Source organism: Dehalococcoidia bacterium (assembly GCA_041653995.1).
In the GTDB taxonomy this organism is placed as follows: Bacteria; Chloroflexota; Dehalococcoidia; order GIF9; family UBA5629; genus CAIMUM01.
The window spans coordinates 146,960-161,148 of sequence record JBAZEK010000001.1 but is presented as its reverse complement, the minus strand read 5'-3'; the positions used below and the strand labels follow the sequence as shown (position 1 = coordinate 161,148).

The 14,189-nt window shown below is 53.4% G+C and carries 13 protein-coding genes; 7 read left to right on the top strand and 6 right to left on the bottom strand.

What is annotated here, in order from left to right; genetic code table 11:
- Positions 1-215: 215 nt before the first annotated feature.
- Positions 216-860: a TetR/AcrR family transcriptional regulator gene (locus tag WC359_00780; GenBank protein ID MFA5398972.1), complete on the bottom strand. Its 645-nt coding sequence runs from the start codon at positions 858-860 to the stop codon at positions 216-218.
- A gap of 484 nt (positions 861-1,344) precedes the next feature.
- Here WC359_00780 and fusA point away from each other — a divergent pair, with 484 nt between their 5' ends.
- A complete protein-coding gene (gene fusA, locus WC359_00775) occupies positions 1,345-3,414 on the top strand; it encodes an elongation factor G (protein MFA5398971.1) in 2,070 nt (689 codons plus the stop codon).
- A 154-nt stretch (positions 3,415-3,568) separates the two neighbouring features.
- Here fusA and WC359_00770 read toward each other — a convergent pair whose 3' ends face one another.
- The 5 genes from WC359_00770 to prfA form a co-directional block, all read right to left on the bottom strand.
- Positions 3,569-4,561: an electron transfer flavoprotein subunit alpha/FixB family protein gene (locus tag WC359_00770; protein ID MFA5398970.1), complete on the bottom strand. Its 993-nt coding sequence runs from the start codon at positions 4,559-4,561 to the stop codon at positions 3,569-3,571.
- Between the two features lie 33 nt (positions 4,562-4,594).
- On the bottom strand, positions 4,595-5,404 hold the full coding sequence (locus tag WC359_00765) for an electron transfer flavoprotein subunit beta/FixA family protein (protein ID MFA5398969.1): 810 nt from the start codon (positions 5,402-5,404) through the stop codon (positions 4,595-4,597).
- An 80-nt stretch (positions 5,405-5,484) separates the two neighbouring features.
- Entirely contained in the window at positions 5,485-6,615 is a 1,131-nt protein-coding gene (locus WC359_00760; protein MFA5398968.1) for a uroporphyrinogen decarboxylase family protein, read from the bottom strand.
- Positions 6,616-6,680: 65 nt separating this feature from the next.
- Positions 6,681-7,544 (bottom strand): peptide chain release factor N(5)-glutamine methyltransferase, encoded by an 864-nt coding sequence (prmC, locus tag WC359_00755; GenBank protein ID MFA5398967.1) that lies wholly within the window; start codon positions 7,542-7,544, stop codon positions 6,681-6,683.
- The gene (gene prfA, locus WC359_00750; GenBank protein MFA5398966.1) at positions 7,541-8,611 is read right to left on the bottom strand and encodes a peptide chain release factor 1; all 1,071 of its coding nucleotides are present in this window, start codon (positions 8,609-8,611) and stop codon (positions 7,541-7,543) included. Before prfA ends, prmC begins: the two co-directional genes overlap by 4 nt.
- A 174-nt stretch (positions 8,612-8,785) precedes the next feature.
- Here prfA and WC359_00745 point away from each other — a divergent pair, with 174 nt between their 5' ends.
- The 6 genes from WC359_00745 (at position 8,786) to gatA (ending at position 13,990) form a co-directional block, all read left to right on the top strand.
- A complete protein-coding gene (locus WC359_00745; protein MFA5398965.1) occupies positions 8,786-8,995 on the top strand; it encodes a 2-oxoisovalerate dehydrogenase in 210 nt (69 codons plus the stop codon).
- On the top strand, positions 8,992-9,237 hold the full coding sequence (locus WC359_00740; GenBank protein MFA5398964.1) for a type II toxin-antitoxin system HicA family toxin: 246 nt from the start codon (positions 8,992-8,994) through the stop codon (positions 9,235-9,237). Before WC359_00745 ends, WC359_00740 begins: the two co-directional genes overlap by 4 nt.
- A 48-nt stretch (positions 9,238-9,285) precedes the next feature.
- Entirely contained in the window at positions 9,286-10,062 is a 777-nt protein-coding gene (locus tag WC359_00735) for a hypothetical protein (GenBank protein ID MFA5398963.1), read from the top strand.
- Between the two features lie 100 nt (positions 10,063-10,162).
- Positions 10,163-12,097: a DUF5050 domain-containing protein gene (locus WC359_00730; GenBank protein MFA5398962.1), complete on the top strand. Its 1,935-nt coding sequence runs from the start codon at positions 10,163-10,165 to the stop codon at positions 12,095-12,097.
- A gap of 138 nt (positions 12,098-12,235) precedes the next feature.
- Positions 12,236-12,523, top strand: a complete 288-nt coding sequence (gene gatC, locus WC359_00725) for an Asp-tRNA(Asn)/Glu-tRNA(Gln) amidotransferase subunit GatC (protein MFA5398961.1) — start codon at positions 12,236-12,238, stop codon at positions 12,521-12,523.
- Positions 12,524-12,526: 3 nt separating this feature from the next.
- Positions 12,527-13,990, top strand: a complete 1,464-nt coding sequence (gatA, locus tag WC359_00720) for an Asp-tRNA(Asn)/Glu-tRNA(Gln) amidotransferase subunit GatA (GenBank protein MFA5398960.1) — start codon at positions 12,527-12,529, stop codon at positions 13,988-13,990.
- The last annotated feature ends 199 nt before the right edge of the window (positions 13,991-14,189 follow it).

The window sequence follows — 14,189 nt, the reverse complement described above, 5'->3', positions numbered from 1 at the left end:
GAAAAACGAAAACTCAAACAGTCTGCAGCAGATCTGTCTTAATGGGAGAAGTATAGGACCTTACTTTGATAGTAATAGACTGGCCAATAAAAAATGTTTGATATATTGCAATCTGACAAGAATTTTGTTACCGGCGAACTCTCAGTTGTCACATGAAATCCTGCTTATTAACACATTTCAGGAAATCACGACCAAATTATGCTATTTTTAAACTTTCATACAGGTCTCTGCTTCACTATACCATAGAATGCCATTTCGAGTGCCTGTTTAATCAAATCTTCCAGACCAATCCCAATTACGTTCCGTGTATTATTCCGTTCGTCGAGTAGAATAAGGCCATCCATCAAGCCCCAGAACGCATTTGTTGCTTTCCACGTATCCATCGAGATGAATTCACCATTTTCTATACCTTCTTTCAACACACCTTCAATCACCTTTAATAAATTATATGCCTTATTGTCTATGACCCTGCCGATTTCTGTTTGCGTTTCCTTGAGCTCATCCGGTATGGCACTCAATATGGATATTATGTCAAAATATTCCCTATGCTCATTATAGTAATTAAAATAAGTCCGTGCGATCTCTGAGAGTTTCGCAAGGGAACTCATGCCAGGCCACGATATAACCTTCGTAATCTTATCGACAAGAATATCAAGGCCTTCATTTTGCAGGGCCTTGTAGATCTCTACTTTGTTCGTATAGTACAGGTAAAAAGTCCCCGTACTTACACCAGCTTTCTCAGTGATCATCTCGATAGAAGTGCCGTAGTAGCCATTATTGAAGAAAAGCTCCTTGGCTGCCTCAAGAATCTTCTGCCTTTTTTGCTGTTTGGCTTCAAGGGTTCTTGCTCTTAGATTCATAACTAAATCATCTCAAAACAAGCGATGTTATTGAATAATATTCATTATAGCATGACTGTCTGTGAGCAAAAAGCTTTCCGGTTTGATGACCAGTTTTCAAATATTGTCCGCGAGCGGAAGCTCCGGTTATGTATGGCTGGAGCGGCGGAGGCGGAGGAAGCGCTGTATTAGTAGCCGGCATCCGGGCACTGCCATCACGATCAAGATCAACTGGACCAGTGCGATTTATAACAACTTCCTCATTGCCGATACCTCCTACCCATTAATGCGGCGTGCAACGTTCGATGCAAACGACGTCGGTGATTCCTGCTACTCTATAGCATGTCATACAGTCCAATTGATTTCGACCGTTTTAATCCTGCTGTCAGGATGTGAACCGCGTTAGCTTTGATCACACGTCAACAACCTTGACGTTTACACTCATACGCTGCTAAAATGCCCCCTGGTATTCCTTTCAAAATTTTACGAGAATCGAGGTATTTATATGCAGCAGCCTGGCCCTGATAAAATCCGCAATGTAGCCCTCCTCTCTCACTCCGGCTCGGGAAAAACCTCCCTGGCCGAGGCCATCCTCTTCGATGCAGGCGCCATCAGCCGCATGGGCAATGTTGCCGACGGCACTACCGCTTCAGATTACGACCCTGATGAGATCAAACACCAGATCAGCCTCAACCTCAGCATACTGCCTGCCCCCTGGAAGAACAACAAGATCAACATAATCGACACACCCGGTTATCCCGATTTCGTGGGCGAGGTTAAATCGGCCCTGCGCGTATGCGAGTCTGCCGTAGTGGTGGTCTGTGCGGCCTCGGGCGTGGAGGTGGGCACCGAGCAGGTATGGAACTATGCCCTGGAAGCCAGGATACCGCGCCTTATTTTTATAAACAAAATGGACCGTGAGAACGCCAATTTCGCGGGCACGCTGGAGCAGATCCAGAATAAACTGAGCGCCAGGTGCCTGCCCATCCAGATCCCTATCGGTTCGCAAAAGGCCTTTAAAGGCGTCATAGATATCATAGCTAAAAAGGCCTATGCGGGAGCGCCGGCCAAAGAAATGGAGTTGCCCGCGGCCATGGCGGCCGAGGTGGATGCCGCCAGGGAGAAGCTGATCGAGGCCGTAGTGGAGGCCGACGACGAGATTATGACGCGCTATCTCGACGGCGGTGAGATCACCACCGATGAGATATATAAATGTCTTAAAGCATCTACTTTACAGGGCACGGTCATCCCGGTTCTGGCAGGCTCCAGCCTGGCCAACAACGGCGTCATCGGCCTGCTGGATGCTATCGTAGAATACCTGCCGTCTCCCATCGCAGCAGGCGCTTTCAAAGCAACCAACGCTGCAGGCAAAGAGGAGGAGGTCAAGCCGGCTGCCGAATCAACACTGACCGCCCTGGTATTCAAAACGACCACCGACCCGCACGTGGGAAAGGTCAGCTTTTTCCGTGTCTACTCCGGAGTGCTCTCCAGCAACTCGCAAGTATGGAACGTGAACAAGGGCGCGGTCGAGCGTATCGGACAGGTTTCGATGCCGCATGGCAAGACCCAGGAAACTGTCACCCAGGTGGGTACAGGTGACATCGGCCTGGTGGTCAAGCTAACCAATACCGCATCGAGCGACACCCTCGGCGTCAAAGAACATCCCCTCAAATTAGCTCCAATCAACTTCCCGTCGCCAATACTGAGCAAGGCCGTGCATCCCAAATCCAAGGCGGACCTGGACAAGATGAGCTCCGGCCTGGCCAGGATCTGCGAGGAGGACCCCAGCCTGAGGTCACAGCGGGAAGCCGATACCGGTGAACTCACGCTGGGCGGCATGGGAGACACACATCTGGAGATCGCGGCCAGCAGGCTGCAGCGCAAATTCGCCGTGGAAGTACTGCTCGATGTACCCAGGGTACCCTACAAGGAAACGATTACAACGCCCGTGGAAGCTGAATTTAAACATAAGAAGCAGACCGGCGGTCACGGCCAGTACGGGCATGTCCTTATAAGGATGGAACCGTTGCCACCGAGTGGTGGTTTCGAATTCGACTCAAAGGTAGTGGGCGGCTCAGTGCCCAGGAACTACATCCCGGCCGTCGAAAAAGGCATCAAGGAGGCGCGAATCGAGGGCGTGCTGGCCGGGTTCCCGGCCGTGGACATGAAGGTCACGCTCTACGACGGCAGCTTCCATCCGGTTGATTCATCGGAAATGGCCTTTAAAATCGCCTCTGCCCAGGCTTTCAAGAAGGGAATGCTGGACGGTTCGCCGGTACTGCTCGAGCCGATTATGAACATCACCGTTACGGTGCCCGATTCCTTTACCGGCGACATCATCGGCGATCTGAACACCAAGCGCGCCCGGGTCAGCGGAATGAATCCCAGCCACGGCCTTAATGTTATCCAGGCGCAAGCCCCGCAGTCAGAGATACTCAGGTATGCCATCGACCTGCGCTCCATGACGCAGGGCAGGGGCACTTTTACCATCGAGTTCAGCCACTACGAGCCCGTGCCCGCCCTTGTCGCCCAGAAGATCATCGCCCAATATAAGAGCGCGGCGCAGAAAGAATGAATGTTGTGGTTGGTTTTTAACCCCGCCCGAATAGTAATCGGATATCAACAGGCATATTAACTCGGGCGCACCTGAAGGTACGCCCCTACGAATAAAAAATAAAATACCCCGCCGGAAATCCGGCGGGGTATTCCTTTTACTATACCGTAATCTGTTACGATACCAGTTCTTTGACTTTGGCTGTGAAGGCCGGAAGCACAACCTTCCAGTCGCCCACCACGCCGAAGCGCGCCTCTTTAAAGATGTTGGCCTCGGGGTCCTTGTTGATGGCCACTATGCACTTGGCGCCTGAGCAACCGGACATATGCTGGCTCGAACCGGAGATGCCGACCGCGATGTAAAGCTCGGGGGCAATGATCTTGCCCGTCAGCCCTATCTGAATGGAATCAGGCACCCATTTGTTGTCGCAGGGGGGCCTGGATGCGCCTACAGCGCCTTTGAGTATCTTGGCCAGCTCCGCCAGCTCTTTGGTGAATGGCTCGGGCCCGCCCATGCCACGTCCACCACCGATAACCGAAGCAGCGTCCTCGATCTTGACGCCCGCAACTTCCTCTTTGATGGTCTCAAGAACCTTGGCCTTTATTTTGGAAGCGTCCAGCGCCACTGCGAAGGCGGCTACCTCACCGGCGCGGCCTGCGTCGGGGGCCAGCGGGGTTCCAGCCTTGACCCTGAGGGTGGCTATCTGCGGAAGAGCATCTGAAGTGAAGATGGCCTTGGCATTGCCGCCGTATACCGGGCGAGTGCATTGCAGCTTACCGCCGTCCATTGCCAACTCCAGACAGTCCATAACCGCGCTCACACCCAGTTTGAAGGCCAGCCTGGGGGCCAGGTCCCGACCGTTGGCGGTCTGTCCCATAATAATGACCTTGGGAGCCAGCTCGGCCACGGCTTTCTCCATGACCTGCATATATGTAGAGTTCTCGTAATCTTTAAGCTGCGCATCGTCGGCCAGTAAGACCTTGTCCGCGCCGGCGGCCACGGCCGCTTTCCCTGTGTCGCCCAGGCCTGCGCCTATAATAATGCAGTTCAGGGGCTCTTTGAGCTCATCGGCAAGTTTCCTAGCGGCGCCCAGTATTTCAGCGGTGATCGGGAGAAGTTTGCCTTCAGCGGCTTCACCGACTACCAGTATTCCTTTATTATCAGCCATTGTATCCTCCTATTAATTATCCTGTCGGTAGCGTTAAATAACCTTGGCTTCGCGCAATTTATTGGCGAGCAAGGCTGCTGCCTCCGCCGGTGAATCGGCGCTGACGATATCGCATTTGCCTTCTTTTACCGGCTGGAAGAGCTTGACGATCTTGGATTTCCTGGCTGCGGCGCCGACCTTGCCGGCATCCACGCCGATATCCGCAGGCTTCCATACAACGGGCTGTTTTTTACTGGCGGCCATAATGCCCTTCAGCGTGGCATAGCGCGCTTCGCCAAGCTCGTTGCTGACGGTGATGAGCGCGGGGCCCTGAACTTCCAGCACCTGAAAGCCGTCTGCAACCACGCGTTCCACCTTTACTTTGCCACCGTCGAGAACCTCAACTTTCTTGGCTACCGTAACACTGGGTATACCCAGCAGCTCGGCCAATCCTGAGCCGACCTGTCCGTCGTCCCATTCTGATTCCTGCCTGCCGCAGAAGATCAGGTCGAAAGCTCCGACCTTTTTAACGGCGGCTGCCAGCGCCGAAGCAACTGAGAAACTGTCTCCGCCTTCGAAAGCAGCGTCTTCAAGCAGTATCAGCTCGTCGGCGCCCATCGAGAGCGGTTTCTTGACCACATCGCGCACAAGGTTGTTGCCAAGGCTAATAATAGTCACCTTGTGGGCAGCCTTGTCCTTGTCCTTGATGCGCAGGGCAGCCTCGACAGCCTGCTCGTCATACGGATTTACAACCGGCTTGACCTCAGGCGGCTGGACCATCCTGTTGTTGGCAGCATCCAGTTTGAAGGTGGCTGGAGCTGCTTCGGGATCGAGTACCTGTTTACAGCAGACGATCATGTTCATGGTAGCAAATCACCCCTAAATATGATATTTGGTTAAAGAATTTAACCAATCGCAAAGTTTACCTTAACCTTATATGGATGTCAAAACCCATGCTCCACATTCCATTTCCGTGTTTCGTCGATCATAGCATAGTAATTCTCGATTCTTACATAGTTAGCCACTGAATTACCCGTTCCCATGCAGTATCCCCCACCCGGGGCGCAGTGCTCGAGTATCCGGCGCGTTCGCTGCGCCACCTGCTCCGCAGTGCCGTTGGCCATCAGGTCCATATCTACTCCCCCCAGGATAGCCAATCGGTCGTGAAATTTATCGTACCACTGCTCTACCGGCAAGATGGTGTCTTCGAAGCTGTGCCTGGCATCTATACCCGCGTTTATCAGGTCATCCATGATGGACATAACCTGTCCGCAAGAGTGGAGCAGGAACAGTTTCCCGTGCCTGTGACAGGCATCGCTGATGCGTTTCAGCCTGGGCATATAGTATTTCCGCAAAAAGCGCGGCGATAAAATAGTGCCGCCTTTAAAGCCCAGGTCATCGGAATAAAAAATGGCGCCGGTGCCCGGGTGAGCCGCGCACAAACCTACTGCATGTGCAGCAATGCGCGTCAGTTGCTCGATTATATCCTCGACCAGATCAGGCTCCTCGATGCTTTTGATAGCCATTTGCTGTGTCCCCATCAGCTCCGACAGGTCTTCATAGATGCCATTGTACATGACCATGATCTTCATGCCGGTAGGTATGCAACCGGCCGCGTAATCCAGCGGCAGCAGACTGATTTGATCCAGCGCAGGCCATTTGTATTCTTCATATTCAGCGCGGCTGGTGATAATACCCTTGCCCTCCTCCTTCCAGGCGCGTTTTTGCCGCCGTGGGTCGTCATCCGCAGCCAGTTCCCTTCTTGTCTTGGTGAGCGGGACTATGGGGATCATTGTCACGTAATCGTATCCAACCGCTTTGCTGAAGGCTATACTGAGGTCCATCAGCCTGATCCCCATATCCAGAGCTTCCCGGTCATCGATCAACTGACCGGTATTAGTGGAAAGTTCCACGGCCCTGGCCGAGGGATAGTCGATTCCCGTAACCTCGGACATGATCTCGGCATCCGGGAACAACTCAATGAGCGGCACCGGCCCCTCCGTCGTTTCACGCCTCAACACCTTTTCCATGTAGTCCCAATCATAGGTCGTTTTGAACGGTCGCGGAATCGTCATCGAATCCTCCTCCTGTAATCTGCATTGGCCTGCATATTATAAGCCGGCATTGAATATGTGCCATATCAAGCTACGTTCGTAATGCGCATACACCTGTTGATACCGGCCAGATCTTTGACCAGTGCCACATCTGAGCTGGGCAAGATATCGCAAATAATCTGCCCCAACCGCTCTTCCTGGCCTGCTCCTATTTCGAGGAGGAGAGCGCTGTCGGAGGCTATTTTATTCAGCGCCTGTGCTAGCATAGCTTCGATAACCTCGGTACCACGGTCACCCCCATCCAGCGCTAATATTGGCTCGTGCAGATAAATCTCGGGCTGGAGCCCTGCCAGCTCCATACTCTGTATGTACGGTAGATTGGCCACGATCAAATCCATTTTCTGATTTATTTGCTCCAGTAAATTTCCTTGAACCAGAGTTATTCTTTTGTCGAGTCCATGGCGATGAACGTTTATGGCGGCAACTTCCAGCGCAGTGGGTGAGATGTCCACAGCGTACAGGTGAGCCTCAGGTATATTGGCCGCCAGCGCGATGGCGATGGCGCAGCAGCCGGTGCCGATGTCGGCCGCCAGCATTTGCCTGTGATTGCGCAGGGTCCATGAGCGATGAAATTCGACCGCCGCTTCCACCAACGTCTCCGTCTCAGGTCTGGGTATCAACACCCGCGGATCGACGAAAAAGCTGAGACCGTAGAATTCTTTCTCATCTGTGATATAGGCCAGGGGCTCACGGCGCAACCTGCGCGCTGCCCTCTCCTCCAGCCGCGATATCTCTTCGCCGGTCAATACCCTCTCGGGCTGTGCCAAAACTGCGGCTTTATTCAGACCGAGAGCATGGCACAGCAGAGCTATAGCCTCATCCCCCGCCTCACCTATATCCGCCTCACGAAAAACAGTGGTGTATCTTCGCAGCCACTCTGCGCAGGTCACAACTTGCTTTCCTGAAGCAGCTGCGACTGCTCCTCATTGGCCAGCGCATCGATGAGCTTATCCAGGTCGCCGTCCATAATACGGGGCAGCCCGTGCAGGCTGAGATTGATGCGGTGATCGGTCATGCGATCCTGAGGGAAGTTGTAGGTGCGTATCTTCTCGGACCTGTCCCCGCTGCCTATCTGCGACCTGCGCTCTTCGGTGAGCTCGTCCTGCTGCTTGCGCTGCTCGATATCGTATAGCCTGGACCTCAGCACCGCCATGGCTTTGAGCTTATTGCGGAGTTGCGACCGCTCGTCCTGGCAGATTGCAACAATTCCTGTGGGTATATGCGTGATACGCACAGCCGTGCTCAGCTTGTTGACGTTTTGCCCGCCGGCGCCTCCGCTGCGGAAGATGTCGATCCGCAGGTCCTCCTGGTTGATATGCACGTCTATCTCCTCCGCTTCAGGCAATACGGCTACCGTAGCAGCCGAAGTATGTATCCTGCCCGAAGCCTCGGTGACAGGCACTCGTTGGACACGGTGCACACCGCGTTCATACTTGAGATGACCGTAGGCGCCCTTGCCCTTGACCTCAAAGATGATCTCCTTGAAGCCCCCCATCTCATTCTGGTTGCTGTCGATTATATCTATCTGCCAGCCTTTAGCCTGGGCGTAGCGCGAATACATGCGGTACAAATCCGCGGCGAAGAGCGCCGCCTCATCACCTCCCGTACCGGCTCTGATCTCCACGATAGCGTCTTTGTCCTTGTTGGTGTCTTTCGGCACAAGGCTCAGGCGCAAAACCTCGCCCAATGCCTGCTCCGAAGCCTTCAGTTCAGATAGCTCTTCCCTGGCCATGGAGAGCATATCAGGGTCCAGTCCGCTTTCGATCATGGCCTGCGTATCGGCAATGGCCTTTCCCACTGCTTTGTACTGCCTGTATCTGTTAACAGCATCCTCTATGACGGCCCGCTCCTGCGAGAGCGCCTGTACGCGCTGGAAATCATTGTAGACTTCCGGCTGGGTGATCATTTCGCCCAGCTCTTCGTAGCGCTTTTCAATTGCTTCAAGCTTCTCAAACATTACTCAGTCCTGCAAATTCACATGGCATTATAGCATCGTAGCTTGAACACGCTCAAATTACAGCAGTCCGGCTGTCACGCAGTGCAAAATTAAATAGATCATTAAACTATGTTACACTAATAGATAATCGACCTGCTCTGGACAACGTTGCCGACTTAATAGAGGAGAAGTCAAATGGCCGAGGAAATTATCTTTTTAGTGGAAGAATCGCCCGAAGGGGGCTACCAGGCGAAAGCACTAGGCCATTCAATATTTACAGAAGCCGATGACATTGAGCAATTGAAAACCATGGCGCTGGATGCGGTTATGTGTCATTTTCCGGAAAGTGACCGGCCTGCGCTTATCAGGCTGCACATGGTAAAGGACGAGGTCATCAAAGTATGAAGCTGCCGCGTGATATCGGTGGCGAGAAACTTGTTTCACTTCTAACGAGGTATGGATATCGGGAAAGCCATCGTGCCGGCAGTCACATCAAAATAACCAGTAATATCAAAGGCGCTGAGCATCATATAACCATACCGGCACATAATCCTATACGGGTCGGCACCCTGAACAATATCATAAACGACCTATCAGTATACCTTGAAATGGCTAAGCATACTCTTATTAAAGAGCTATTTGATTAATTCCTGATAAAGAAAACCACCTCTCCGATTTGAGTTTTGGAGGTTAAGATGAGTAATGGACAGCTTCAGGGAGCGGTATTGCAGGGCGCAAGGCGAATATGGGTATTTGCGCTGCTGGGCGCCACTCTGCTGCTGGCTGGATCAATCTTCGGCGTCGACTGGATCAACTATCTCTACGGCACAGGCAGTCTCTATCCCGCCATCGCCAAGCCGGGTATCACCCTGTTGTCGATGATCATCGTTCTTATCGCAGGAAGGTATGCGCTGGAGAAAAATGACTGGACGCTGCTGCTGCTGGCGTTCTGCTGTATGCTGCCCACGGATATACTGATGAGTGTGGTGGTTGCGGTTCCAGGAATGACCGTGGGAGGCTGGGTCTTCATGATCGGCGGCGTGCTCTCCATTATCGCCCATATTTTCCTGATCATACGCGTAGGACGCGGCTTCGGTTACTTCAAAAAGTTCAGGCTGTCTGAATTATGGCTTCCCGTGTTAATCTACGGCTCAGCCGTGATTGTAATAGCGATCCTGTGGAATGACATCGTGCGGGTCGGGCACGGCGTGCTCGGTCCGGTTTACACAGCTTTCTTCTGCACCACGACCTGGCTGGCGTGGGAGACGATGCGCCGCAAGCTCTATCCCGCGCCCAATGCCTGGATGGTGGCCATAGCAGCCACCTGCTGGTACATTACAGAGATTTTCGGGGAGGTCTATAACCTGGGCCTGGGAAACGTCTCACAGGTAATGTTCTGCCTGGTCTGGGTATTCTACGGAACCAACGTGGTGCTCTGGGCATTAAGCGGGTACAGATGGACTAAAATTTAACCCCGCTTGCTTTCAGTGCTGCTCTCTCGTTGACCATTATTATATATATCGAGTATGATACATCACATCCAAACATCCTTTTGTGGCGAGGAGGTCCGATATGTCATACTGCACCCAGCATCCTGGGAAAGACGCCGTTGGAGCTTGTAGCGAATGCGGGCACCTGGTCTGCAAAGCCTGTTATACAGAGGTCAAGGACAGGGTCTACTGTACGTCCTGTGCCAATAAATTGTTCACCATAAAGGAGCAGCCGTCTGCTCCGATGCCAACCGGCGATGCTCGATCTAAATCAAAGCAGAAACAGATAGAACAGCAACCGTCCGCGCCGAAGCAGGAGATCAGCAACATCGCTCCTGCAACCGAGTCCAAACAGGACGTCGGCAGGATTGCTCCGCCGGCTGTACCGATGGCGCAACCGCAGACAGCAGCCGCTGTGACCCCTGCCACAAGTGTGCCTCCCGTAATAAAAAAGGCGATAATAACTCCATCCGCTGCAACCGATACCGGTAAACAAACACCCCATCGTGACGTCAAAGTACCCTCGGGACTGTGGTGGCTGGCCCCTGTACTGCTCGCTTTCATAGGAGGTCTGCTCGCCTGGTTCATGAATAAATCTAAAGAGCCCGGCAAAGCGAAGGCTATGCTCTGGACCGGCATCGGGCTTACGGCGGTTTATGCCGTGGTTGTCTTTGTTTTCGCGATACTGCCCGGCATGCCGGTCGGCTCTTCAGAGCGCGGCATGATCATCTTTGACAGCAATCGTGATGGTACCTGGCAGGTTTGGGTTATGAATCCGGACGGATCGGATCCGCAACTATTCACCGCTCACGACAATACGAGCAAATATTTCAATGTGCAATCCAGCTGGTCCGCTGACCTGAAAAAATTATATTTTTGCACCAGCCGCGATAAAAATTATGAGATATACAGCATAGATGCGGACGTATCGAATGATACTAATCTGACTAAAAATAATTTCATCGACCAACAGGTTGACTGGTCAGCCGGCAACAAGAAAATAGCGTTTGTCAGTAACCGGGACGGTAATTACGAGATCTATGTTATGGACGCCGACGGCGGCAATCTCCAGCGGCTGACGGTGAGCAAACCTAACGATCAAAGGCCGCGCTGGTCACCTGCGGGAGATAAAATCGTATTCTATACAGACCGTGACGGCAACTATGAGATCTATGTCATGGATGCCGACGGCAGCAACCAGCTACGGCTTACCACCGCTGAGGGCTATGACGGGCAGGCGCGCTGGTCGCCGGACGGTAAGAGGATCGTCTTTGTCAGCGAGCGGGACGGCAATCCTGAGATATATACCATGCACGCCGACGGAAAAAATCAGAAACGCATCACATTCAACAGCGCCAAGGACTATCAACCCTGCTTTTCCCCGGACGGCATGAAAATCGTATACCATTCCAATATTGTTGGAAACGACGACATCTATATCATGAATACCGATGGGGGAAATCAAAAAAGGATAACCGATGATAAAGCTAACGACCAGATCCCGCTGTGGATCAGCGAAAAGCTGAAGCCACCCGCCGGCACAACACCTCCCGTTATCATGACTAAAATACTGGGCAGCGAACTGTCCACGTCAAATAAGAACTCCAGCGGAAAGGATAATGTGCACTACATTAAATTCACGGCCGACCGCGACGGAAGCGCTGATCTAATCATGGTCTATAGCTCCAAGTCCGGATCCGCCAAAGCCGCCATCTATGATCATGACCCAGCATCCGACCATCCTGTGAACAAGCTGAGCTCAAACGATCAGCCCACTGCCTGCGCCGCCAACACGTGGAATACCATCAATATCCCGCCTGTATCGATATCCAAAGGGAGAGCATACTGGCTCGCTTTCAATACAGATACAACGGGTGTTGTGATGAACGGGTCGGGTACCCAGAAGGCCTTTTACTTAAAGGCCCTTTTCGATGACTTTGCCTTCCCGGCCAAGGCCCCTTCAGATAACGGCACAACCAAAATAAATGTCTCTATCTGCGGCTACGGCAATCCCTGAACCCGTGTGAAACTTAAAAACTGCATGTTATCTTGGCCGCGTGATGGGCAAGAGCGGGACAGTGCCTGTCACCATACGGCTTCATTTATGTTATAATCCTTATCTACCAACTCGGGCATGGAATCTTAATGCACGCCGATGAAATTAACAGACGAAGAAGTACGACACATCGCTCTCCTGGCCAGGCTGGGCATCTCCGATGCCGAGGTGGAGAGGTTCCGCACTCAGCTCTCCAATATCCTGGAGAACTTCGACATACTCAGCCAGGCGGACACCGAAGGCCTTCCGCCTACAGCACAATCAGTAGCACTGGAGAACATCTACCGGCCGGATGAGGACAGACCTTCCCTGCCGGTCGACGATGTCCTGGCCAATGCGCCTGACCGCGAAGAGAGCTGCTTCAAGGTCAATGCAGTCCTGGAGTAATCCATGAACGACCTTCACCGCCTGACCATCCACGAGTCTCACGCCCTGCTCAAAGAGAAAAAAATCTCTTCGGTCGAGCTGACGCGCGCCGTTCTAAAATACCTCGAATCCATCGACGGCAAGATCCGTGCCTGTATGCGCATCACTACCGAACAGGCGATGGCAAGCGCTGCGGCTGCGGATAGGGCAATCGCTGAGGGCAGGTGCAGCCCCCTGACCGGCGTGCCGGCCATCATCAAGGACAACATGTGCACCAGGGGCGTCACCACCACCTGCTCCTCCAAAATGCTGGAGAACTTCGTGCCGCCCTACGACGCGCACGTAATAGAGAAGCTCAACTCGGTTAATGCCGTGATGGTGGGCAAGGCCAATATGGACGAGTTCGCCATGGGCTCCTCCACGGAAAACTCGGCCTTCTTTACCACGCACAATCCCTGGAAGCTGGACTGCGTTCCCGGCGGGAGCAGCGGCGGCTCGGCCGCAGCGGTCGCCGCCGATTCCTGCGTCTACGCCCTGGGTTCCGACACGGGTGGAAGCATACGCCAGCCGGCGGGGTTCTGCGGCGTGGTGGGGCTCAAGCCCACCTACGGACGTGTCAGCCGCTACGGGCTGGTAGCCTTCGCCAGCTCGCTGGACCAGATCGGACCGTTAGCTAAAGATGTAACCGATGCCGCACTGGTGATGAATGTCATCTCGGGACATGATAAACGCGATTCCACCACGGTGCCGCTGGAGGTGCCGGACTATTCCAGAGCGCTGAAGCCGGATATCAAGGGCCTGCGCATAGGAGTACCGCGCGAGTACCTGGTGGAGGGGATGCAGCCCGCCGTCCGTAAGGCCATAGAGGATGCAGTTAAAAAGCTTGAAGAACTGGGCGCGAAAGTCGACTGGGACGTCTCACTGCCCAACACCAGATACGGCCTGGCCGCATATTATATCCTCGCGCCCTCGGAGGCTTCAGCCAACCTTGCGCGCTACGACGGCGTGAAATACGGCTACTCCTACCGCGAGACCACAAGCATGTGGGAATCGATGGAGAAGACCAAGCAGTACGGCTTCGGCGCGGAGGTCAAACGGCGTATTATGCTGGGCACCTACGCCCTCTCAGCCGGCTACTACGACGCATATTACCTGAAAGCGCAGAAGGTGCGAACCCTGATCAAACGCGATTTCGACCGGGCCTTTGAGAAGTACGATGTCCTGGTCACACCCACATCGCCCACCGTGGCCTTTAAGATCGGCGAGAAGGCAGACGATCCGGTTCAGATGTACCTCAGCGATGTGTGCACACTTCCGATCAACATCGCCGGTATCCCCGCCATCTCCATTCCCGCCGGATTCGTGGACGACCTGCCGGTTGGCATGCAGTTCATTGGCAAACACTTCGGCGAGGAAACCCTGCTGCGCGCCGCCTATACCTACGAGCAGGCCACGCCCTGGCACAAGCAGAAGCCCGTCATCGCCTAACAACGCAATTCCGTCCTGCCGTCATTGCGAGTCCGAAGGGCGTGGCAATCTAATATTATTAGGCACGCACAGGATTGCCGCGTCGCCTGCGGCTCCTCGCAATGACCCGTTGAAAGAGCCCCTCATAAATAGTTATGTTACTTTGCCTGCCTGTTTTGTTATAATACGGTTTACCCGAAAATTCAGGCTGTTCGAGGAG

Bases quoted from the DNA above. Each gene is read 5' to 3' on its own strand.
- gatC (MFA5398961.1), top strand. From the start codon at position 12,236: ATGAAATTAACAGACGAAGAAGTACGACACATCGCTCTCCTGGCCAGG.
- gatA (MFA5398960.1), top strand. From the start codon at position 12,527: ATGAACGACCTTCACCGCCTGACCATCCACGAGTCTCACGCCCTGCTC.
- WC359_00735 (MFA5398963.1), top strand. From the start codon at position 9,286: ATGAGTAATGGACAGCTTCAGGGAGCGGTATTGCAGGGCGCAAGGCGA.
- WC359_00770 (MFA5398970.1), bottom strand. From the start codon at position 4,561: ATGGCTGATAATAAAGGAATACTGGTAGTCGGTGAAGCCGCTGAAGGC.
- fusA (MFA5398971.1), top strand. From the start codon at position 1,345: ATGCAGCAGCCTGGCCCTGATAAAATCCGCAATGTAGCCCTCCTCTCT.
- prfA (MFA5398966.1), bottom strand. From the start codon at position 8,611: ATGTTTGAGAAGCTTGAAGCAATTGAAAAGCGCTACGAAGAGCTGGGC.
- WC359_00760 (MFA5398968.1), bottom strand. From the start codon at position 6,615: ATGACGATTCCGCGACCGTTCAAAACGACCTATGATTGGGACTACATG.
- WC359_00740 (MFA5398964.1), top strand. From the start codon at position 8,992: ATGAAGCTGCCGCGTGATATCGGTGGCGAGAAACTTGTTTCACTTCTA.
- WC359_00745 (MFA5398965.1), top strand. From the start codon at position 8,786: ATGGCCGAGGAAATTATCTTTTTAGTGGAAGAATCGCCCGAAGGGGGC.
- WC359_00730 (MFA5398962.1), top strand. From the start codon at position 10,163: ATGTCATACTGCACCCAGCATCCTGGGAAAGACGCCGTTGGAGCTTGT.
- WC359_00780 (MFA5398972.1), bottom strand. From the start codon at position 860: ATGAATCTAAGAGCAAGAACCCTTGAAGCCAAACAGCAAAAAAGGCAG.
- WC359_00765 (MFA5398969.1), bottom strand. From the start codon at position 5,404: ATGAACATGATCGTCTGCTGTAAACAGGTACTCGATCCCGAAGCAGCT.